This is a genomic window from Janibacter melonis (genome assembly GCF_020567375.1).
In the GTDB taxonomy this organism is placed as follows: Bacteria; Actinomycetota; Actinomycetes; order Actinomycetales; family Dermatophilaceae; genus Marihabitans; species Marihabitans melonis.
Window position 1 is genome coordinate 387333 of sequence record NZ_JAJBZM010000003.1, and the last position, 22015, is coordinate 409347.

Sequence of the window (22015 nt, forward strand, 5' to 3'; positions counted from 1 at the left end):
GCCGCCCCCCGCCGCCTGCCCCCGCCCCCCCCGGCCGCGGGGCGCGCCCCCCCCTTTCAGGCCCCCCCCCCTCTCTCATGCCCACGACCCCGTGGACGGGTCGGATCAGTAGGTCAGACCCTTGGCGGCCAGCCAGGAGCGCGGCGCGACGGGCTCGCCACCGCCCGGGTGGATCTCGAGGTGCAGGTGGGGCCCGGTCGAGCGGCCCGAGTTGCCGGACAGGCCGACCTGCTCGCCCGCGGAGACCTTCTGGCCCACGGTGACCTGGAGGCTGCTCATGTGGCCGTAGCGCGAGATCGTGCCGTCGCTGTAGCGGATGTCGACCATCGTGCCGTAGCCGCTCTGCTGCCCGGCGAAGACGACCTCGCCGTTGCTCATCGCGCGCAGCGGGGTGCCGATCGGCACGCCGAAGTCGTCACCAGCGTGCATCCGACCCCAGCGGGGGCCGAAGCCGGAGGTGAAGACGGGGTTGGTCAGCGGCAGGACCCAGGCGCCGTCGGCCACGGCGGGGGTGCCCGCGGCGTCGACCGTGACGTCCTCGGTGGAGACGCCGAGCTCCTTGGCCGCGGCCTTCTTCTCTGCGGCACGCTGCTTCGCGGCCTCGCGCTTCTGCGCGGCCAGCTCCTTGCGCTTCTTGTCGCGGGCGACGCGCTGGCGCTCCTGCGCCCGCCCCTGGCCCTCGGCCACGGACTGGCTGCTCTCCTGGCGTCGCTGCGCCAGGTCGGTGTAGCCGGCGACGGTCTGGGCGACCTCGCCCTTCGAGCGCTCGGCGAGCGCCGGGTCGGCGAGCGCCTCGCTGTGCTGGGCAGCCGGGGCCGTGAAGGCGCTGACGGCCGTGCCCGAGGCGAGCGCGGTGCTCTGGGCTGCGGTCGCCCCGCCGGCGGTCACGACGAGCGTCGCGGCAGCGGCGGTGGGCAGGGCGTATCCGGCACCGAAGGCCTTGGGGAGCCGACGACGGCCGGTGGTGGCGCGTCGCTCGGCGCGGGTGGGCGTGCGGTGGCGCCCGGAATAGCTTGACATCGAGAAAGTCCTCGCAGGGGGTCGCGGACAAATCTCGGCGAGCCTAGCGTGACCACTTCGTTACACAAAACTCGGGCTGTGGACAGCGGCTCGCCCGAGTCCGCGAGGGCCCGTGCGAGTGGCGATATGCGGTTGTCGAGGCGCTAGGCCGGGGTGATCGAGGTCACTGACGCGGTGGGCGCTCCGTCGTTGTCGAGCTGGGTCAGGGTCGTGGAGATCCGGTGGGCCACGCTGGGCAGGATCGGCAGGGACAGGTGGCCGACGCCGGTGAGGGGGACGTCGGTCACCGCGAGGTCGGGGTGTCGCAGCTGGGCGTGGTGGGCCGGGAGCACGGCCTCGTCGGTGTCAGACCAGAAGCACACGAAGCGCGTCGTGCACCCCGGGACCGGTCGGTCGAGCTCCTCGAAGAGGGGGCTGCCCGGCCGCAGCTGGCGGGCGATCCGCAGCGGGAGCAGGCGGGCCATGTGCGTGCCCTGGTGGGGGGAGCCGAGGGTGACGACCGTGTGCACTCGGTCGTCACCACCGAGACGGGTCACGTAGTAGCGCGCGATCAGCCCACCGAGGCTGTGCGCGACGACGTGGATCCGCTCGTACCCGGTCTCCTCGCAGATCTGCTCGATCTCCGCGGCCAGCTGTGCCGCGGCGGTGCGCACGTCGGACGTGCGCACCGAGTAGTTCATCGAGTAGACCCGGCTGAAGCCGCGCCGCTGCAGACCCCGTCGCAGCAGCGCGAAGATCGAGTGGTTGTCGACCATCCCGTGGATGAGGAGGATCGGCGTGCCGCTCTCGGCCACACCGGAGACGACCATGCCGCGCTGGAGCGGGGTGAGGTGCTCCATGCGGTAGCGATGACCGGCTCCGCCCCGCCGCGGCGCGAGCGCCCCGAGCGGGTAGACCGCGAGATGGCTCAGCCCCCACATCGCCTCGACCATCGACCCCAGGACGGCGTGCGGGCTGGCCAGGGCGCGGGCACGCTCGACGACGTACGGCCCGAGATCCCCGGATGTCGGCGGGGTGCTCGGCTCGTGCGTGACGAGGCGTGGCTGCGGCTCCATGACGAGATCGACAGTAACCGTCTGACCTGCCCCGATGGCCTTGTGTGTCGAGGGTTTTCGTGCGTCCTCGTGCGGTCGGGCCGACGACGGGGGTGGGCGCCCCCTTCGCCGGGGCCTGCGTCCCACCCGCAGGACCGGGCGTGCCCGGGTGACGGCGGGAGGTCTAGGCTCCGGGACTACACCCGTGGGGCATGTGCGACAGCCATGCCCCTGTGCCCGAGAAAGAGGACGGATAACGCTCGTGGATCTCTTCGAGTACCAAGCACGTGACGTGTTCGAGAAGCACGGTGTCCCGGTCCTGGCCGGCGCCGTGGCCACCACCCCGGCGGAGGCCCTGGCCGCGGCCGAGCAGATCGGCGCCCGCAGCGGCGGCGTCACCGTGGTCAAGGCCCAGGTCAAGACCGGTGGCCGAGGCAAGGCCGGTGGCGTCAAGGTCGCCAAGACCGCGCAGGAGGCCGAGGTCCACGCGCAGGCGATCCTCGGGATGGACATCAAGGGCCACACCGTGAAGAAGGTGATGATCGCCCAGGGCGCGAAGATCGCCGAGGAGTACTACTTCTCGATCCTGCTCGACCGCGCGAACCGCCGCTACCTCGCCATGTGCTCTGTCGAGGGCGGCATGGAGATCGAGCAGCTCGCCGAGGAGCGCCCCGAGGCGCTGGCGAAGATCGCCGTCGACCCCAACGTCGGCATCGACGACGCGAAGGCCACCGAGATCGTGCAGGCCGCCGGCTTCGACGCCGAGACGGCCCCCAAGGTCGCCGAGGTCCTCAAGTCGCTGTGGACCGTCTACCGCGAGGAGGACGCGACCCTCGTCGAGGTCAACCCCCTCGTCAAGGACGAGGACGGCAACATCGTCGCCCTCGACGGCAAGGTGACCCTCGACGGCAACGCCGACTTCCGCCAGCCCGGCCACGCCGAGCTCGAGGACAAGGACGCCGCCGACCCGCTCGAGGCCAAGGCCGCGGCGATGGGTCTCAACTACGTCAAGCTCGACGGCAACGTCGGCATCATCGGCAACGGCGCGGGCCTGGTCATGTCGACCCTCGACGTCGTCGCCTACGCCGGGGAGGACCACACCGGCGGCGCGAGCAAGCCGGCCAACTTCCTCGACATCGGCGGCGGCGCCTCCGCGGAGGTCATGGCCAACGGCCTCGACGTCATCCTCGGCGACGAGCAGGTCAAGTCCGTCTTCGTCAACGTCTTCGGCGGCATCACCGCGTGCGACGCGGTCGCCAACGGCATCGTCGGCGCGCTGAAGACCCTCGGCGACTCGGCGACCAAGCCGCTCGTCGTGCGTCTGGACGGCAACAACGTCGTCGAGGGTCGGCAGATCCTCGCCGACTTCGACCACCCCCTCGTGACCATCGAAGAGACCATGGACGGCGCGGCCCGCAAGGCCGCCGAGCTGGCCGCCAAGTAAGGACGAAGAGACTCAAATGGCAATCTTCCTCACCGCTGACTCCAAGGTCGTCGTCCAGGGCATGACCGGCTCCGAGGGCATGAAGCACACGACGCGCATGCTCGCCTCCGGCACGAACGTCGTCGGCGGCGTCAACCCGCGCAAGGCCGGCCAGACCGTCGACTTCCCCGAGGGCAAGCAGGTCCCCGTCTTCGGCTCCGTCGCCGAGGCGATGGAGGCCACCGGCGCCGACGTCACCGTCGTCTTCGTGCCCCCGGCCTTCGCCAAGTCCGCCGTCGTCGAGGCGATCGACGCCGGCATCGGCCTGGCCGTCGTCATCACCGAGGGCATCGCGGTCAAGGACTCCGCGGAGTTCTACAACTACAGCCTCGGCAAGGGCACCCGGATCATCGGCCCGAACTGCCCCGGCCTGATCAGCCCCGGTCAGTCCAACGCCGGCATCATCCCGGCCGACATCGCCGGCCCGGGCCGCATCGGCCTGGTCTCGAAGTCGGGCACGCTGACCTACCAGATGATGTACGAGCTCAAGGAGTTCGGCTTCTCCTCGGCGGTCGGCATCGGCGGCGACCCGGTCATCGGGACGACGCACATCGACTGCCTCGAGGCCTTCGAGGCCGACCCCGACACCGACGCGATCGTCATGATCGGCGAGATCGGCGGCGACGCCGAGGAGCGTGCCGCGGCCTACATCGCCGAGCACGTCACCAAGCCGGTCGTCGGCTACGTCGCGGGCTTCACCGCTCCCGAGGGCAAGACGATGGGCCACGCCGGCGCCATCGTCTCGGGCTCCTCGGGCACGGCCGCCGCGAAGAAGGAGGCCCTCGAGGCCGCCGGGGTCAAGGTCGGCAAGACGCCGTCCGAGACCGCGGCCCTCATGCGCGAGATCATGGCCCAGATCAGCGCCTGACCTCCCGCACCACCTCTGCCGAAGGGGGACCGCCCGCCAGGGCGGTCCCCCTTCGTCGTGCGCGCGGGCACCTCGACCAGCGAAGGGGGGCCTTTGGTGGTCGAGGTGCGAAGGCCGCCAGGCCTGAGCCTCGAGGCCACGTGCGGTGGTCTCGAGGCTCCTGCGTCGCACCTCGACCGGCGAAGGGGTGGTCTCGACGCTCCTTCGTCGCACCTTGACCGACGAGGGGGGCTTTGGTGGTCGAGGTGCGAAGGCCGCCAGGCCTGAGCCTCGAGGCCACGAGGGGTGGTCTCGAGGCTCCTTCGTCGCACCTCGACCAGCGACGGGCTCCTGCGTCGCACCTCGACCAGCGACGGGCTCCCTGCGTCGCACCTCGACCAGCAACGGGGGCCGCTCGTCGGATGGGGTCGAGCAGGGTGATCCATCTTTCAACGGCAGATTTCGCGTCTGCGTGGCGCGAGCGGGCGAGAGGCCCTAGTGTTGCTCTCACCAGCGCCGACCCGGTCGACACCCCCCTGCTCCCGGGTCGGCGCTGCCTCATGTCCGGGCCGGGTCTCGTGCCGCCCGGCGAGAAACCTTCGCCGTGTTTCGCCGCGCCCGGCGTTGCCTCCACGGTGCGACGCGCGCCGTGACCGACGATGTGGGCGATGACCGTCATCGACCGCATCCGCTCGGCCACCGCCGACGAGACGGGCGACCAGCGCCCCGAGCTCGCCGCGCTCGGTCGTGGTGCCCTGACGGCCGCCGCGACCTGGGTCGTCGTCACCGCTCTCGTCCTCACGGCGGTGCTGCTCTCGGGCGGCGGCGCTCCCGTCGGCAGCACCATCGGTGCCGGCTCCGCCGTGTGGCTCGCCCTCGGCGGCGCCCGCCTCGGCCTGGGCACCGCGACGATCGCCCTCGTGCCCCTCCTCGCGCTCGCCCTGCTCGTCTGGGCCGCCCGGGCCGGAGCCCGCCGGGCGCTGCGGGAGGTGGAGGGGTCCCCCTTCGCCCCCGAGCTCACCTGGCGCGAGCGGGTCGTGCAGCCCCGGACGCGCGTGGCCGTCGCCTGGCTGGCCGGCTACGCCCTCGCCGCGCTCGCGGCGTGGGGCGCGAGCCTGGCCGGCCCCTTCGACGTGCGACTGCTCTCGCTGCTCCTGCCCGTCCTGCTCGTGCCGCTCCTCGGTCTCGTCCTCGGCGACGACGAGGTCGGCGCGGGGCTGCTCGGGGTGCTCCCGGTCGCGCTGCGCCGCGCCGTCGTGCCCGGTCTGCACACGGCCGGCGCGCTCGTGCTCGCCGGTTCTCTCCTCGTCGTCGTCATGGTCGTCGTGCACCTCAGCCGGGTGCTCCACGTGCACTCCGAGCTCGACGCCGGGGTGGCCGGGGGAGCGCTCCTCGCCGCCCTCCAGGTCCTCGCGCTGCCGAACATCGGTCTGTGGGGGCTCGGCTGGCTCGCCGGACCCGGCTTCTCCGTCTCGCTCGGCGCTGAGACGACGTGGGCCGAGTCGCAGACCGCGCTGCTGCCGATGGTGCCGGTCCTCGCCGCTCACCCCGAGCCCGGCGCACTGCCGTGGGTCGCGCGGCTCTCGGTGCTCGTCCCCGTCCTCCTCGGCGCCTGGCTCGCCCGTCAGTCGCTCGCCCGGATCTCCCGGCTGTCGCGGACCGTGGACAAGGCCGCCGTCGTCGGCTGCGCCGTCGTCGTCGCGGCCGTCGCGGTCGCGCTGCTCGACGCCGTCGCCGGTGGCTCGCTCGGCTCCGAGCGCCTCGCCCGCATCGGGGTGCCGGCGCCGCGCCTGGCCCTGGCGCTCGTCGTCGACCTCGGCATCGGGGCGGCGCTCGTCCTCGCCCACGACTGGTGGCGGCTGCGCCGCTGAGACGGCACGGCGGCTGCGCCGCTGAGACGGCGTGAAGGGCGCGCATGCCGGCCCCGCTAGGTTGGTCAGGTGCGTCTCGTCGTCCTCGTCTCCGGCTCCGGCACCACCCTGCAGGCCCTCCTCGACGCCTGCGCCGACCCCGCCTACGGCGCGCAGGTCGTCGCCGTCGGGTCCGACCGCCCCGACGTCGAGGGGCTGCGCCGCGCCGAGCGCGCGGGCGTGCCCACCTTCGTGCTGAGGGTCGGTGACCACGCCGACCGGGGGGAGTGGGACCGCGCCCTCACCCAGGCCGTGCAGGAGCACGACCCCGACCTCGTCGTCACCGCGGGCTTCATGAAGATCCTCGGCCCGACCTTCGTCGAGCACTTCGCCCACCGGGTCGTCAACACCCACCCCGCGCTGCTGCCGAGCTACCCGGGTGCCCACGGCGTCCGTGACGCCCTGGCGGGCGGTGCGCGCGTCACCGGCGCGACCTGCCACCTCGTCGACGGCGGCGTGGACACCGGTCCGATCCTCGAGCAGGTCGCCGTGCGGGTCGAGGAGGGCGACGACGAGGCCTCGCTGCACGAGCGGATCAAGCTCGTCGAGCGCGAGATGCTCGTCGCGACGCTCGCCCGCGCCATCACCGAGGGCTACGTCGTCGACGGCCGCTCGGTTCGGTGGGGCGCGCGCTGAGCGATACCCTGGCCGGACACGACTGGCGCAGGTGGGTCACCACCGGGGAGTGACGTCGGGGTGCATCGCCCGCCTGGGTGCGCCTCCTGCTGACAGGGACACCTGACAGGACCACCGACGTCGACCGCGAGGAGCACGCCATGCCCGAGTCCACCACCGCCACGCCCGAGGTCCCCTTCGACCAGGCCGCGCAGGACCGCCGCCCGGTCCGCCGCGCCCTCGTCTCCGTCTACGACAAGGACGGCCTCGAAGAGCTCGTCGCCGGTCTCGTGGCCGCGGGTGTCGAGCTCGTCTCCACCGGCGGCTCCGCCGCGACCATCGAGCGCCTCGGGCTGCCCGTGACGCAGGTCGAGGCGCTCACCGGCTTCCCGGAGTGCCTCGACGGCCGCGTGAAGACCCTGCACCCGCGGGTGCACGCCGGCATCCTCGCCGACACCCGCCTGCCGGAGCACCAGGCCCAGCTCGAGGAGCTGGACATCGCCCCCTTCGACCTCGTCGTCGTCAACCTCTACCCCTTCGCCGACACCGTCGCGTCCGGGGCCGGCGTCCAGGACTGCATCGAGAAGATCGACATCGGCGGGCCGACGATGGTGCGCGCCGCCGCGAAGAACCACGCGAGCGTCGCCGTCGTCACCGACCCGACGAGCTATGCCGAGGTCCTGCGCACGGTCGCCGAGGGCGGCTTCACCCTCGAGCAGCGTCAGCGGCTGGCCGCTGACGCCTTCGTCCACACGGCGACCTACGACGTCGCCGTCGCGTCGTGGATGGGCTCGGTCGTCACCGACAGCAGCGAGGGCACCGGCTTCCCGTCGTGGCTCGGCGCGACGTGGCGCCGCTCCGACGTCCTGCGCTACGGCGAGAACCCGCACCAGGCCGCCGCGATCTACCGCATCGAAGGGGGAGCGGCCCCGGCGCTCGCCCAGGCCGAGCAGCTCCACGGCAAGGCGATGTCGTACAACAACTTCGTCGACGCGGACGCGGCCGTGCGCGCCGCCTACGACCACGGCGACCAGCCGACGGTCGCCGTCATCAAGCACGCGAACCCCTGCGGCATCGCCGTCGGCGAGGACATCGCCGACGCCCACCGCAAGGCCCACGAGTGCGACCCCGTGAGCGCCTTCGGCGGCATCATCGCGACGAACCGTCCGGTGAGCGCCGAGATGGCCCGCACCGTCGCCGACATCTTCACCGAGGTCGTCCTCGCCCCGGCCTTCGAGGACGAGGCGCTCGAGATCCTCACGGCGAAGAAGAACATCCGCCTGCTCACCTGCCCGCCGCCGCGCACCGGCGGCGTCGAGGTGCGCCCGATCGGCGGCGGCCTGCTCGTGCAGCAGCGCGACGCGATTGACGCGGTGCTCGAGCCGGCCGAGGGCGACCGTCCGACCCAGGGCCACGGCGACGACCCCTCGCGGTGGACCCTCGTGTCCGGCGAGCCCGCCGACGACGCCACCCTGGCCGACCTGCACTTCGCGTGGCGCTCCGTGCGCGCGGTGAAGTCCAACGCGATCCTCCTCGCCCGCGGCGGCGCGTCCGTCGGTATCGGGATGGGCCAGGTCAACCGTGTCGACTCCTGCCACCTCGCCGTGGACCGCGCGGGCGAGCAGCGCGCCTCCGGCGCTGTCGCCGCCTCCGACGCCTTCTTCCCCTTCGCCGACGGGCTCCAGGTCCTCCTCGACGCCGGCGTGCGGGCTGTCGTCGCCCCCGGCGGGTCGATGCGCGACCCCGAGGTCGTCGAGGCCGCCCAGGCCGCCGGCGTGACGATGTACTTCACCGGGACCCGGCACTTTGCCCACTGAGGAGGGCGGGCGCCAGCACGCGCTCGCCCTCGTCCTCGCCTGCCTCGGCGGCCTGCTGACGACCCTGCAGGCCCGGATGAACGGCGAGATCTCCGCGACGATCGGGGCGCCGGTGCAGGCGGCGCTGTGGAGCTTCGGATCCGGGCTGGCCCTCCTGCTCCTCCTCGCCCTCCTGCCCGCCGTCCGCTCGGGCATCGGCCGGATCGCCGCGGCCCTGCGCGCCGGCCGGCTGCGCTGGTGGCAGTGCATCGGCGGGACCCTCGGCGCGGTCTTCGTCGCCGTGCAGACGTACGCAGTGCCGCTCGTCGGCGTCGCGATCTTCACGGTCGCGACCGTCGCCGGGCAGACGAGCAACGCCCTGGCCGTCGACCGGCTCGGTGTCGGTCCCGGCGGCCGTCGTCCGGTCCAGCCGGTCCGGGTGCTCGCAGCCCTCCTCGCCGTCGTCGGCGTGGCCGTGACGGTGAGCGGGTCCTTCGGCGACGGCGGCATCTCGGTGCTCGCCGTGGTGCTCGCGCTTCTCGCCGGCGGGGGAGTTGCCTTCCAGCAGGGCGTCAACGCCCGGGTCAACCTCGAGAGCCGTCATGTGCTCGCGACGACCGGTCAGAACTTCGTCGCCGGCACGACCCTGCTCCTGCTCCTCGCCCTCGTCCAGTACTCGCGGGGCAGCTACCGGCCCACGAGCTTCGAGGGCGTGCCGTGGTGGGCGTGGTTCGGCGGTCTGGCCGGCATCGCCTTCATCGCCATCGCCGCGTGGGCTGTCGCCCACGTCGGCGTCCTGCTCTTCGGGCTCGCCCTGCTCACCGGCCAGCTCGGCTCCGCCGTGCTCATCGACGTCGTCTGGCCCAGCGCCGGTCACGAGGTGAGCGCCGTGATGATCCTCGGCGTGCTCATCACCTTCGGCGCCGCGGCGCTCGCCGGCTGGGCGGCACGTCCGCGCCGGCGCACCCGGGTGGTGGCCGCTCGATGACGCCCCGCCCCGACCTCACCCCTGCGATGGAAGGATGCTCCCCGTGACCGCCACTCTCCTCGACGGCAAGGCCGTGCTCGCCGACATCAAGCGCGAGCTCACCGGACGGGTCGCCGCCCTGCGCGAGCGCGGCGTCGTCCCCGGCCTGGGCACCGTGCTCGTCGGCGATGACCCCGGCAGCCAGTGGTACGTCGGCGCCAAGCACAAGGACTGCGCCGAGATCGGCGTGACGAGCATCCGGCGCGACCTGCCGGCGAGCTCGACGCTCGACGAGGTCCTCGCCGTCGTCCGCGAGCTCAACGAGGACCCCGCGTGCACCGGCTTCATCGTCCAGCAGCCCACCGGGCTCGACGAGAACGCCATCCTCTCCGCCGTCGACCCGACGAAGGACGTCGACGGGCTGCACCCGACGAACCTCGGCTGGCTGGTCCTCGGTCACGAGGCACCGCTGCCGTGCACGCCCGTCGGCTGCGTCGAGCTGCTGCGGCGCCACGACGTGCCGATCGCCGGCGCGAAGGTCGTCGTCGTCGGCCGCGGCATCACCGTCGGCCGCCCCCTCGGCCTCATCCTCACCCGGCGCTCCGAGAACGCGACGGTGACGCTGTGCCACACCGGCACCCGTGACCTCGCCGCAGAGGTCCGCCAGGCCGACGTCGTCGTCGCCGCCGCGGGCGTGCCGGGCATCATCACCGCCGACATGGTCAAGCCGGGTGCCGCGGTGCTCGACGTCGGCGTGAGCCGCGTCGTCGCCGAGGACGGCCGCTCGAAGGTCGCCGGAGACGTCGCGGACGACGTCGCCGAGGTGGCCGGGTGGGTCAGCCCCAACCCCGGGGGCGTCGGCCCGATGACCCGCGCGATGCTGCTGTCGAACGTCGTCGCCGCCGCCGAGCGCCAGCTCTGACCGGCCCGTCGTGAGCGAGGAGCCCCGCGAGATCGAGGTCGAGACCCAGCCTCGTGTCGTCGCCCCCGAGCAGCGGCCCCCGGCGACCCCGCGCCTGTCCGCGTGGTGGCTCGTCGTGGCCGTCGGGGCGGTCGCGCTCGTCGTCCTCGCCCTCGGTCAGCTGCGCTGGGCGGTCATCCTCGTCGCCTCCGGCCTGTGGCTCGGCGCGGCGATCCGCGCCGTCGTGCCCGAGACGGTCGCCGGCGGGCTCGTCGTGCGCTCCCGCGGTTTCGACGTCCTCGTGCTCGTCGCGCTCGGCGCTGCCGTCCTCGTCGTCGGCCTGGCGCTGCGTCGCACCCGCCCCCCCGCCCCGGCGGGGGGGGGCCCCCCCCCCGGGGGGGCACCCCCCTTCGTCATGGGGAGGGGCGGTCAGCCCTGGATGAGACCCAGGCCCTTGACCGCCTCGCGCTCCTCCTCGAGCTCGGCGACGGACGCGTCGATCCGGCCGCGCGAGAAGTCGTCGATCTCCAGGCCCTGGACGATGCTCCAGTCGCCACCGGAGACGGTGACGGGGAAGGAGGAGATGAGGCCCTCCGGCACGCCGTACGAGCCGTCGGACGCGACCGACATCGAGACCCAGTCGCCCTCGGGCGTGCCGAGCGCCCAGTCGCGGGCGTGGTCGACGGTGGCGCTCGCCGCGGACGCCGCGGAGGACGCGCCGCGCGCCTCGATGATCGCCGCGCCGCGCTTGGCGACGGTGGGGATGAAGGTCGACTCCAGCCACTCCTGGTCGCCGACGGCCTCGGCGGCGTTGCGGCCGCCGACCTCGGCGTGGAAGAGGTCGGGGTACTGGGTCGCCGAGTGGTTGCCCCAGATCGTCATCTTGCGGATCTCGGTGACGGGGACCGACAGCTTCGCCGCGAGCTGGCTGATCGCGCGGTTGTGGTCGAGACGGGTCAGCGCCGCGAAGCGCTCGCGCGGGATGTCGGGGGCGTTGCTCATCGCGATGAGCGCGTTGGTGTTCGCCGGGTTGCCGGTGACCGTGACGCGCACGTCGTCGGCCGCGACCTTGTTGAGCGCCTGGCCCTGCGGGGCGAAGATGCCGCCGTTGGCCTCGAGGAGGTCGCCGCGCTCCATGCCCGGGCCGCGGGGACGCGCGCCGACGAGCAGGGCGTGGTTGACGCCGTCGAAGACGACCTCGGGGTCGTCGCCGATCTCGACGCCGGCCAGGGTCGGGAAGGCGCAGTCGTCGAGCTCCATGACGACGCCCTCGAGGGCCTTGAGGGCAGGGGTGATCTCGAGCAGGCGCAGCTCGACCGGGGTGTCCGGGCCGAAGAGGGAGCCGCTCGCGATGCGGAAGAGGAGGCTGTAGCCGATCTGACCGGCGGCGCCGGTGACGGCGACCTTGACGGGCGTGGTGCTCACTGGGACTTCTACCCCTTCGTCGTGGGTGTCGGATGTCCCTCGACTCTAGCCCGCTCGCGCGGCCGGACGGGCAGCCGGGTCACGCTGCGAGGACCGGGGGAGCCCGGATGTGGTGAGATCTGGTGGTGCCGTCAGGCACCTGCGCGGCGACCCGCCGCGCCCGACTCGAAGGGGGAGCGCCGTGGCTCCAGCGGTGGCCGGAGGCCGGTCATGACCCAGCGCCGGCTCGGCGTGCTCGCCCTCGTCGTCATGCTCCTCGCCGACGCCGTGCTCCTCGCCTGGGTCTTCGGGCTGCTGCCCGGCAGCGGGGCGGACGCGGCGGTGCCCGAGCCCGCGGCTGCGCCGACCGCGACGTCGGCCTCGCCCTCTGCCTCGCCGAGCGCGACCTCGAAGCCCGCGGCCCCGGCGGCGCGGTACGTCGCGACCTCCGTCGGCGACACCCTGTGGCGGGCCTCGGTCGCCCGGTGCACCGGTGACGCGGCGGTCGTCGAGCGCTCGCAGGACGGCGGCGCGAGCTGGGAGCGCACCCGCTACGACGGGCAGGTCGTCTACCGCCTGCGCCTCACCGAGCCCTCGGTGGGCTTCGCCGTCGGTGCCGACCGCGGGTGCCCCGAGACGGTCGTCAAGAGCACCGGCGACGGCGGTCAGACCTGGCAGGAGACGTCGGCGGGCCAGACCTGGGCCCCTCTGCGTGACGGGAATGTCCTCGTCCCCGGTGGCGAGGAGGTCGACGCGTGCGGGTCGGCGCGGGCCGTCGGACTCGCGCCCGTCGACGAGACGAGCGCGTGGGCGGCCTGCTCGGACGGCACCCTGCGGCGCACCACCGACACCGGGGCCAGCTGGGAGGGCGTCGGCCGGGCGAAGGGGGTGACCTCGCTCGCCGTGAGCGGCGAGCGGCTCCTCGTGGGCTCGGTCGTCACCGGGTGCGACGGGCTCTCCGTGGCGTCCGGCACCACCTCGCAGGCCGACCTCGAGGACGCGACGTGCGTCTCGGGCGCCCGCACCGCCGCCGTCGTCCTGGGCGAGCAGGGTGGGTGGCTCGTCGGCACGAGCTCGTGGAGCAGCGCCGACCTCTCCTCGTGGGAGCCGGTCGCCTAGAGCGCGACGACGGCGATCGGGTCGCTCGTCGGCTGCTTCGAGCCGCTGCTCGGCTCGATCGTCAGACCGACGCCGGTGGCGCCGGACGCGTCGCCGGTGAGCAGGACCGGGGCAGAGCCCGACGCGAAGACCGTCGAGGCGTGCATCGTGCCGGAGTCGTCTGCGAGCCAGGCCTGGTAGCGCTTGTCGGCGTCCGTCTCGGGCAGGTCCGTGGGCACGAGGACTGCGGCGTCCATCGACGCGCTGCGCACGACCTCGACGGTGCCCCCGCCCGTGACCTGCGCCCGGGCGGTCCGCGCGTCGGGCGCGTCCATGACGAGCTGGGCCATGTCGGTCTGGCTGCTCTGCTCGGTCTGGGTGACCTGCCAGGCGACGGTGCCCCCGACGGCGAGCGCGGCCGCGGCGGCCAGGACGCTCACGCGGCGGCCCCACCGACGCGTCGTGGTGATCGGCACGACGTCGGCGTGCCGGCCCTGCTGCGGGTCGACGCCCTCGGAGGTGCTCTCGGCGCCGGCGTGACCGTCCTGGTCTCCGACGAGCGGCGGCAGCTGACGGGTCTGGGTGATGCCGGCGAGGACCGAGGCGCGCATGCTCGGCGGCGGGGAGACGGCCTCGTCGGAGGCGAGCAGCGGGCCGAGCTCGGCGAAGGAGGCGACCTCTTCGCGGCAGGCCGCGCACTCGCGCATGTGCTCCTCGAAGGCGGACCGCTCGGCGTCGTCGAGTGCGTCCAGGGCGTAGGCCCCGGTCAGCGTGTGCAGCTCGGCGTTCATGCGGTCACCCCCAGCGAGTCTCGTAGTCGTATCAGGCCGTCTCGGATGCGTGTCTTCGCGGTGCCGAGCGGCAGGTCCAGCAGCGCGGCCACCTCGGTGTGCGTGTACCCCCCGAGGTAGGCCAGTGTGACGGCCTCGCGCTGGACCTCGGTGAGGTCCCCCAGCGCGCGGTGCACCCGGGCCGCCTCGAGGCGGGCCGCGGCGACCTCGGCGGTCGAGTCGTAGGCCGGGCTGTGCGTCTCGACCTCGTAGCGGTGGTCGCGGTGGTCGGCCGCCTCGCTGGCCCGGACCCGGTCGACGGCGCGGCGGTGGGCGATGGTGAGCATCCACCCGAGCGCGCTGCCCCGGGCGGGGTCGAAGCGGCTCGCGGTGCGCCAGATGTCGAGGAAGACCTCCTGGGCGACCTCCTCGGACTGCGCCGGGTTGCGCAGGACGCGCACGACGAGACCGTAGACCCGTGAGGCCGTCGCGTCGTAGAGCGCGGCGAAGGCTGACTCGTCCCCGGTCGCAGAGCGACGCAGGAGGGCGGCGAGGTCGGGGACCACAGGTGCGCGGGCGTCGTCGACCGGTGACTCATCATCGCTCGACAACGCCCGCATGCACCCATGATCACTCATCCCCCGCCGTGGTCGTGCTTTCTTACTTCTTCATCTCGGGCATGAGGACGCCGTCGATGATGTAGACGGTGGCGTTGGAGGTCTGGACGTTGCCGCAGACGACCTTCGCGTCGCCGACGGTGAAGTCCTCGCCGGAGCCCTCGACGGTGATCTCGTCACCGGCGAGCGTCTTGTGCGTGCCCGCGAGGTCCTCGGGCGTGAGCTTGCCCTTGACGACGTGGTGCGTGAGGACGGTGGTGAGCAGACCCTTCGGGTCGGCCATCGCCGAGTCGAGAGTCTTCTTGTCGACCGCGGAGAAGGCGTCGTTCGTCGGGGCGAAGACGGTGATGTCCTCGGAGCTGTTGAGCGTGTCGACCAGGCCGGCCTCCTTGACCGCGCCGACGAGCGTCTTGAGGTCGGGGTTGTTGCTCGCGGCGGTCGCGACCGGGTCCTTGGCCATGCCGGCGAAGGAGCCCGCGCCGTCGGCCGGGACCGACTCGCAGCCGGGGCCGAAGGGCTCGTCGCCCATGGCCATGTCGTCGCTCGAGCTGGAGCTGGACTCCATGGGGGAGGAGGACGAGGAGCTCATGCCGGAGCTGGTGCTCGAGCCGCTGGCGGTGTCGGTGTCGCCGCCACCGCACGCGGTGAGCGCGAGGGGGAGGGCGGCGAGGGTGGCCAGGGCGGTGGTGCGGGTGATGCGTCGCATGGGAGCGGTCCTCTCTGAGGGGATCAAGCTGACACCTGGTCTTCGTCGCTGCGCGCAGATCGGATGGGTCTGCGGCGCAACCTTTTTCGGACGAGCCCTCAGGTGACGACGACGGCGATCGTGTGCAGGCCGGTGGCCCCCTTCGGGAAGGGCGTGGCCCGCTCGGTGGTCTGGGTGTAGCCGGTCTCGTCGGTCGCGCGGACCGAGATGTCGTGACGGCCGGGGGTGGCCCGCCACGGCAGGTACCACTGACGCCAGTAGTCGATGCCTGCATCGGGACCCAGGGTGGCGCGCTGCCACTCGCCGTCGTCGATCCTCACCTCGACGCGCTCGATGCCGCGCTGCTGGGCCCAGGCGACACCGCCGATGACGGTGCTCCCGGCCGGGATGGGGTCGAGCGGCTTGGGGGTGTCGATGCGCGACTGCGTGAGCACCGGGGCGTCGGTCGCCCAGTCACGGTCGGTCCAGTAGGCGCTCTGGGCGGCGTAGGTCGTCAGGGTCATCTTCGTCAGCCACTTCGTCGCGCCGACGAATCCGTAGAGCCCGGGCGTGACGAGGCGCACGGGGAAGCCGTGCTCGCGGGGCAGCGGCGCGCCGTCCATGCCGACGACGACGAGCGCGTCGCGGTCGTCCAGGAGCGCCTGGACCGGGGTCGAGATCGTCATACCCTCGACGCTCGTGCTGAGCACCTGGTCGGCGCCGGGGCGCACGCCGACGCGCTCGAGCAGGGTGCGGGTGGGCACCCCGAGCCAGCGGGCGGAGCCGACGTAGCCGCCGCCGACCTCGTTGCTCACGCAGGTCATCGTGATGTCCTTCTCGATCATCGGCAGCTCGAGCAGCTCGTCGAAGGAGAGGGTGAGGGGCCGCTCGACGTCGCCGTCGATGACGAGCTGCCAGTCCTTCGGGTCCACACGCGGCACGGTGAGGGCGGTGTCGACCCGGTAGAAGGCGTCCCGCGGGGTGACGAAGGGGGAGACCCCCTCGTGCGTGCCCTCGATGCCGGCGGGGAGCGGCCGGGGAGAGGTCGTGGGCTCCGGCAGCGCGATCTCGGGGACGCGGCGGCGAGCGGTGATGACCTGACCGCCGCCGCCGAGCGCCGCGGCGGCGACGCCCGCGCCACCGGCGGCGAGGACCCCGCGGCGGGCTGGCTGGCCGGGGGCCGCCCAGGTGTCGGCCTCACGACGGCCGGCGAGCCAGGCGAGGGTGGCGCAGCCGAGGACTCCGGCGACGACCGACGGGAGCACGGCGGCGGGGCCGGCAGCGGGCCGGCTGAGCGCAGCAGCACCCGCGAGCGCGGTGAGCGCGGCGAGCAGCCCGAGGCCCAGCACCGGCCGGGTGCGGTGCAGGACGCCGGCCAGGGCGGCCAGCAGCAGGGTGACGACGGCGACGGATCCGACGAGGATCGGTTTGTCGGCGGTGCCGAAGGTCGAGACCGCCCACTCCTTGACGGGGGTGGGGGTGGCGTCGATGACCGTGGACCCGACGGCGAGGACCGGCGAGGCGGCGGGGTCGACGAGCGCGGCGACGAGGTGCGCCGCGCCGGTGCCCAGGGCGGCTGCGAGCAGCCCGTGCAGGGCGCCCACCCGGTCGGGGGTCTGAGATCTCTCCATGGTGGAGGTTCGGCGCAGACCCGCCGTCCGGATGGGCGTGCGGGTCACATCCCGTCGACGACCGCGTTGAGCGTCGGGCTCGGACGCATCGCGGCGCTCGCGCGCTGCGGGTCGGGGCGGTAGTACCCGCCGAGGTCGACCGGCTCGCCCTGCGCGCCGATGAGCTCGGAGGTGATCTGCTCCTCACCGTCGCCCAACGCCTGCGCCACCGGGGTGAAGCGCTCGCGCAGCTCGGCGTCGGCGTGCTGGGCGGCCAGGGCCCGCGCCCAGTACAGGGCGAGGTAGTAGTGGCTGCCGCGGTTGTCGATGCTGCCGAGCTTGCGCGCCGGCGACTTGTTCTCGTCGAGGAAGGTCGCGATGGCCTGGTCGAGCGTGTCGGCGAGGACCTGCGCCTTGGCGTTGTCCTGCGTCGTCGCGAGGTGCTCGAGCGAGGCGCCGAGCGCGGAGAACTCGCCGAGGCTGTCCCAGCGCAGGTAGTTCTCCTTGACGAACTGCTGGACGTGCTTCGGGGCCGAGCCGCCCGCACCGGTCTCGAAGAGCCCGCCGCCGTTGAGCAGCGGCACGACCGAGAGCATCTTCGCGCTCGTGCCGAGCTCGAGGATCGGGAAGAGGTCGGTGAGGTAGTCGCGCAGGACGTTGCCGGTGACCGAGATCGCGTCCTTGCCGGCCCGGATCTGCTCGAGGCAGTACGTGATGGCCTCCACCGGGGGGAGCACGACGATCTCGAGGCCCTCGGTGTCGTGGTCGAGCAGGTAGCGCTCGACCTTGGCGATGACGTTGCGGTCGTGCGCGCGCGCGTCGTCGAGGTAGAAGACCGCGGGGGCGCCGGTCGCGCGGGCGCGGGTGACGGCGAGCTTGACCCAGTCCTGGACGGGGATGTCGCGCACGCGCGCCATCCGCCAGATGTCACCGGTCTCGACCTCGTGCTCCATGAGCACGGTGCCGTCGGCCGTCGAGACGCGCACGGTGCCGGCGGCGGGGACGACGAAGGTCGTCGGGTGCGAGCCGTACTCCTCGGCCTTCTGGGCCATGAGACCGACGTTGGGCACCGAGCCGATCGTCGCCGGGTCGAGCGCGCCGTTCTTCTTGTGCTCCTCGACGACGGCCTGGTACATCGGGCCGTAGCTGCGGTCCGGGACCATCGCGAGGGTCTCGCGCTGACCCCCCTTCGCGTCCCACATCTGACCGCTGTCGCGGATGACGACCGGCATCGAGGCGTCGATGATGACGTCGCTCGGCACGTGGAGGTTCGTGATGCCCTTGTCGGAGTCGACCATGGCGAGCGCGGGGCGCTGCGCGAAGACGGCGTCGATGTCGGCGCGGATCGCCTCCTGCGTCTCCTGCGGGAGCGACTCGATGGAGGAGTGCAGCGCGCCGAGGCCGAGGTTGGGGTTGACGCCGGCCTCGCGGAAGGCGTCGGCGTGGGTGTCCATGACCTCGCCGAGCCACACCGAGACGGCGTGCCCGAAGAGCACCGGGTCGGAGACCTTCATCATCGTCGCCTTGAGGTGCAGCGAGAGCAGGAGGTCCTCGCTCTTCGCGGCCTCGATCTGCTCGGCGTAGAAGGCGCGCAGCGCGGAGACGGACATGAAGGTGCCGTCGACGATCTCGCCCTCGAGCACCGAGATGCCGTCCTTGAGCACGGTGTCGCCCTGCGGGGTCATGAGGGTGATCGTCAGCGTGTCGTCGGCGGTCATGACGACCGACTGCTCGTGGCCGTAGAAGTCGCCCTCGCTCATCGAGACGACGCGCGCCCTGTTCTCGGCGGTCCACGGGCCGAGGCGGTGCGGGTGCTTCTTGGCGAAGTTCTTCACCGACTGGGGCGCCCGGCGGTCGGAGTTGCCCTCGCGGAGCACGGGGTTGACCGCAGAGCCCAGGACGGTCGCGTAGCGGGACTGGGTCTCGCGCTCCTCGTCGGTGCTCGGGTCGGAGGGGTAGTCGGGGATGTCGTAGCCCTGGCCCTGCAGCTCGCGGATCGCGGCCTTGAGCTGGGGGACCGACGCCGAGATGTTCGGCAGCTTGATGATGTTGGCGGACGGGTCCTGCGTCAGCTCGCCGAGGCGCGCGAGGTTGTCCTCGACGCGCTGGTCCTCCTGCAGGCGCTCCGGGAACTGCGCGAGGATGCGACCGGAGAGGGAGATGTCGCTCGTCTCGACCTCGACTCCGGTGCCCCTGGTGAAGGCCTGGACGATCGGCAGCAACGAGTAGCTGGCGAGCGCCGGCGCCTCGTCGATCTGCGTCCAGACGATCTTGGACGTGCTCATGTGACTCCTCCGTCGGGGTCGTGATGGGTGGCTCGTCCCGATCTTCCCACGGACCCCTCGCGGGCCGCCGGGGCGTTCGGCTCTGTCGCGGCGGCGGCCCGGGCCGACCCGTCCGCCCGGGCCTGGACAGGTCGTGGGAGGAGCCGCGCGGGGTGCCCCATACTGACGGGCGATGTCGAGCACCTACCCCACGGGACCCCCCGCCAGCCTGCGACGCGACCGCACCGTCGACATCGCGCGCGGCATCTCCATCGTCCTCATCGTCCTCTCGCACGTCATCGTCGGCGTGTGGCAGTCCGACGCCATCGAGACGGGGGCGAAGGGGCCGCTCATGCCGGCGCTCTACCTCGTGCACATCGTCGTCTTCGCCGTCCTCGCCGGTCTCTTCGTCGAGCGGGGGGTGAGCCGTCGGGGCGCGGCGCGCTACCTCGCCGAGCGGGGCGCGCTCTTCGTCTGGCTCTACCTGCTGTGGACCCTGCTGCAGCGCGGGTCGAGGGTGCTCGGCGGCCCCTTCGCGAGCACGGCCGCCTCGCCGGTCGAGCTGCTGCGCCTGTGGCGGCCCGAGGGGCAGCTGTGGTTCCTCCCGTGGCTGCTCGCGGCCACGGTGCTCGTCGCGCTCGTCCACCCCTGGCGCTCGCGGCGACGCGGGCTCGCCCTGCTCGGGGCCACCGCAGCCCTCGCGCTCGTCGTGTGGGGCTGGGAGCCCAACGCCGTGGTCGTCCAGGGGCTCGCGCTCACGCCCTTCTTCGTCGCGGGGGTGCTCGTCCGGGGCGATCGTGTCGTCGACCTCGTCAGCGGGTCGACGGTCCTGCGGCTGGGCGTCGTGGCGCTGGCGGCCGGCGTGGTGTACCTCGGCGTCGTCGCCGTCGGGAACTTCGCCATGCCGACCGCGGCGAGCCCGGACCGCTCGGCGATCCCGCTCGTCTGGGGCGTCCTGGGCTCGACGAGCGGCCTCGTGCTCGTGCTCGCGGTGAGCGCGCTGCTCGCCCGGCTGCCCGGTCTGGGCTGGCTGGCCTTCGTCGGGCAGCGCAGCATGGAGATCTACCTCGCGCACATCCTCGTCGGGGTGCTCGTGCGGGCCGTCCTCGTCGACGAGGGCGTGCAGACCGACGGTGCCCACCTCGTCGTCGGCACGGCCGTCGGGGTGCTCGCGCCGCTGGGGATCTGGTGGCTGGCGGGCCGGGCGCGGATGGGCTGGCTCTTCGCCCTCCCCGCCCCGCTGCAGCGGCGGATGCGGGCGGTCTGATCACCCGGCTGCACCCCGAGGGGGGCTTGCGGTAACAGATCCTTGACCGCTACGGGGGATGACGTTGACCAAATTCTTGCAAAGACCGGCGCGGGTCTGCTCGCCCGCCCTAGTGTGGCGAGCACGGCGCTGATCGCGCCAGCACAGAGGTCGTCATTCATGGTCAGGGGGGTCTGACCAGGCGACTTGGGGTGGGGAGACCTGGATGAGCCATACCTTGGACCAGGGCGGATCAGACGTCCTGGGTGTCCTCGGGCGCACGAGCGCCCCGGCGGGCACAGCGAGCACGACCGTCCCACGGGCGGGCACCAACGCCTTCGTCAAGACGCGCGCGGCGATGATCGCCGCCGACACCGTGATGATCAGCATCGCCGCCCTGGCCGCTCTCGTGCTGCGCTCGCAGACGCAGTGGCTGGCGTCGATCGGCGTCACCGAGCAGCTCGGTGACTTTCCCCGAGAGGTGGCGCCCCAGCTCAGCCTGCTGTGGCTGCTCGCCCTGTGGGCCTTCGGTGCGCAGTCGCCACGACGCACCGGGGTCGGCTCGTGGGAGTACCAGCGGGTGCTCACCGCCTCGCTGGGGACCGCGGCCTTCGTCGGCATCGGTGCCTACATGGTGCAGACCGAGCTCTCGCGCGGCTTCTTCGTCATCTTCTTCGGCATCGGCACGACGCTGCTGCTCGTCGGCCGGCTCGCGCTGCGCCGGGCGATCCAGCGGGCCCACGTGCGCGGTCACTTCCGCAGCCGGGTCCTCGTCGCCGGCACGGACCGGCACATCGACGACGTCGCCCGGGTCCTGCGCCGCGAGTCGTGGCTCGGCTACGAGGTCGTCGGCGCTCTGTCGCCGACGCCCCCGCCGAGCGGGGAGACCCTCGGCGGCGTCGAGGTCGTCGGCGACCCGTCCGCTGTCTCGGCGGTCCTCGAGCGCACCGACGTCGACGCCATCGTCTTCGCCGACGGCGCCCTGCCGTGCGCCGACGACTTCCGGCGCACCGCGTGGGACCTCGAGTCCCGCAACGTGCAGATGATCGTCGTGCCCTCGCTGTCGGACATCTCGCGTCAGCGGCTCGACGTGCGACCGGTCGCCGGTCTGCCCTTCGTGCACGTCGAGCGGCCGCAGCGCGACCTGCCGATGCGGGTGTGCAAGCGCATCTTCGACGTCGTCGGCTCGGGCCTGCTGCTCCTGCTCCTGTCGCCGGTGACGCTGATCGTCGCCCTCGCGATCGTCCTCGACGACCGCGGCCCGGTGCTCTTCCGGCAGCGCAGGGTGGGCATCGCCGGGCAGCACTTCGACTGCTTCAAGTTCCGCTCGATGTGCCAGGACGCGGACGCCGTGCTCCAGCGGCTCACCGAGAGCAACGAGGGCAGCGGGGTCCTCTTCAAGATGAAGGCCGACCCGCGGATCACCCGCGTCGGTCGGGTGCTGCGTCGCTACTCGCTCGACGAGCTGCCCCAGCTGCTCAACGTCTTCGCCGGGCACATGAGCCTCGTCGGCCCCCGGCCCCCGCTGCCGCGGGAGGTCGACGCCTACGAGGGAGACATCGTCCAGCGGCTGCGCGTGCGCCCGGGGATGACGGGCCTGTGGCAGGTCTCCGGCCGCTCCGACCTGTCGTGGGAGGACACCGTGCGGCTCGACCTGTACTACGCCGACAACTGGTCCATCACCCAGGACGCGATGATCTTGCTGCGCACCGTCAAGGCCGTCGTCGGCGGCCGAGGGGCGTACTAGG

The 22015-nt window shown here is 72.9% G+C and carries 18 protein-coding genes, 1 pseudogene and 1 riboswitch; of the genes and pseudogenes, 11 read left to right on the forward strand and 8 right to left on the reverse strand.

Annotated features, from left to right (window positions below):
* Positions 1-105: 105 nt before the first annotated feature.
* Complete coding sequence (locus LIV55_RS13995; RefSeq protein WP_229300671.1) at positions 106-1020, reverse strand: M23 family metallopeptidase; 915 nt, start codon at positions 1018-1020, stop codon at positions 106-108.
* A gap of 143 nt (positions 1021-1163) precedes the next feature.
* On the reverse strand, positions 1164-2075 hold the full coding sequence (locus LIV55_RS14000; protein WP_229300672.1) for an esterase/lipase family protein: 912 nt from the start codon (positions 2073-2075) through the stop codon (positions 1164-1166).
* Positions 2076-2316: 241 nt separating this feature from the next.
* Here LIV55_RS14000 and sucC point away from each other — a divergent pair, with 241 nt between their 5' ends.
* The 8 genes and pseudogenes from sucC to LIV55_RS17335 all read left to right on the forward strand — a co-directional run.
* Entirely contained in the window at positions 2317-3498 is a 1182-nt protein-coding gene (sucC, locus tag LIV55_RS14005; protein ID WP_068273341.1) for an ADP-forming succinate--CoA ligase subunit beta, read from the forward strand.
* 16 nt (positions 3499-3514) lie between these two features.
* Positions 3515-4405: a succinate--CoA ligase subunit alpha gene (gene sucD / locus LIV55_RS14010; RefSeq protein WP_068273342.1), complete on the forward strand. Its 891-nt coding sequence runs from the start codon at positions 3515-3517 to the stop codon at positions 4403-4405.
* Positions 4406-5052: 647 nt separating this feature from the next.
* A complete protein-coding gene (locus LIV55_RS14015) occupies positions 5053-6255 on the forward strand; it encodes a cell division protein PerM (protein ID WP_229300673.1) in 1203 nt (400 codons plus the stop codon).
* Between the two features lie 69 nt (positions 6256-6324).
* A complete protein-coding gene (gene purN / locus LIV55_RS14020; RefSeq protein WP_229300674.1) occupies positions 6325-6930 on the forward strand; it encodes a phosphoribosylglycinamide formyltransferase in 606 nt (201 codons plus the stop codon).
* Positions 6931-6938: 8 nt separating this feature from the next.
* Positions 6939-7016: riboswitch (ZMP/ZTP riboswitch) on the forward strand.
* Between the two features lie 54 nt (positions 7017-7070).
* Positions 7071-8726 (forward strand): bifunctional phosphoribosylaminoimidazolecarboxamide formyltransferase/IMP cyclohydrolase, encoded by a 1656-nt coding sequence (gene purH, locus LIV55_RS14025; protein ID WP_229300675.1) that lies wholly within the window; start codon positions 7071-7073, stop codon positions 8724-8726.
* Positions 8716-9693, forward strand: a complete 978-nt coding sequence (locus LIV55_RS14030; protein WP_123091179.1) for a DMT family transporter — start codon at positions 8716-8718, stop codon at positions 9691-9693. The genes purH and LIV55_RS14030 overlap by 11 nt, the downstream gene beginning before the upstream one ends.
* 43 nt (positions 9694-9736) lie before the next feature.
* The gene (locus tag LIV55_RS14035) at positions 9737-10594 is read left to right on the forward strand and encodes a bifunctional methylenetetrahydrofolate dehydrogenase/methenyltetrahydrofolate cyclohydrolase (protein WP_229300676.1); all 858 of its coding nucleotides are present in this window, start codon (positions 9737-9739) and stop codon (positions 10592-10594) included.
* A 115-nt stretch (positions 10595-10709) separates the two neighbouring features.
* Positions 10710-10904: pseudogene (locus LIV55_RS17335) on the forward strand (DUF3017 domain-containing protein); the annotation flags it as partial.
* A gap of 98 nt (positions 10905-11002) precedes the next feature.
* Here the strand turns inward: LIV55_RS17335 and LIV55_RS14040 are convergent.
* The gene (locus LIV55_RS14040; protein WP_123091177.1) at positions 11003-11998 is read right to left on the reverse strand and encodes a malate dehydrogenase; all 996 of its coding nucleotides are present in this window, start codon (positions 11996-11998) and stop codon (positions 11003-11005) included.
* Positions 11999-12208: 210 nt separating this feature from the next.
* On the opposite strand from LIV55_RS14040, the gene LIV55_RS14045 reads away from it, so the two are divergent.
* Positions 12209-13096, forward strand: a complete 888-nt coding sequence (locus LIV55_RS14045; RefSeq protein ID WP_229300677.1) for a WD40/YVTN/BNR-like repeat-containing protein — start codon at positions 12209-12211, stop codon at positions 13094-13096.
* Here the strand turns inward: LIV55_RS14045 and LIV55_RS14050 are convergent.
* From LIV55_RS14050 to LIV55_RS14070, 5 genes are all read right to left on the reverse strand, one after another.
* Entirely contained in the window at positions 13093-13866 is a 774-nt protein-coding gene (locus LIV55_RS14050) for an anti-sigma factor (protein WP_123091175.1), read from the reverse strand. The genes LIV55_RS14045 and LIV55_RS14050 overlap by 4 nt on opposite strands.
* A complete protein-coding gene (gene sigK, locus LIV55_RS14055; RefSeq protein ID WP_123091174.1) occupies positions 13863-14465 on the reverse strand; it encodes an ECF RNA polymerase sigma factor SigK in 603 nt (200 codons plus the stop codon). Before sigK ends, LIV55_RS14050 begins: the two co-directional genes overlap by 4 nt.
* Positions 14466-14505: 40 nt before the next feature.
* On the reverse strand, positions 14506-15168 hold the full coding sequence (locus LIV55_RS14060) for a fasciclin domain-containing protein (protein ID WP_201465763.1): 663 nt from the start codon (positions 15166-15168) through the stop codon (positions 14506-14508).
* A gap of 98 nt (positions 15169-15266) precedes the next feature.
* Positions 15267-16778: a molybdopterin-dependent oxidoreductase gene (locus LIV55_RS14065; RefSeq protein ID WP_229300678.1), complete on the reverse strand. Its 1512-nt coding sequence runs from the start codon at positions 16776-16778 to the stop codon at positions 15267-15269.
* Positions 16779-16822: 44 nt separating this feature from the next.
* The gene (locus LIV55_RS14070) at positions 16823-19042 is read right to left on the reverse strand and encodes an NADP-dependent isocitrate dehydrogenase (RefSeq protein ID WP_229300679.1); all 2220 of its coding nucleotides are present in this window, start codon (positions 19040-19042) and stop codon (positions 16823-16825) included.
* A gap of 172 nt (positions 19043-19214) precedes the next feature.
* Between LIV55_RS14070 and LIV55_RS14075 the strand changes: the two genes are divergently transcribed.
* On the forward strand, positions 19215-20288 hold the full coding sequence (locus LIV55_RS14075) for an acyltransferase family protein (protein WP_229300680.1): 1074 nt from the start codon (positions 19215-19217) through the stop codon (positions 20286-20288).
* Between the two features lie 205 nt (positions 20289-20493).
* Positions 20494-22014: a sugar transferase gene (locus LIV55_RS14080; RefSeq protein ID WP_229300681.1), complete on the forward strand. Its 1521-nt coding sequence runs from the start codon at positions 20494-20496 to the stop codon at positions 22012-22014.
* Position 22015: the final 1 nt, after the last annotated feature.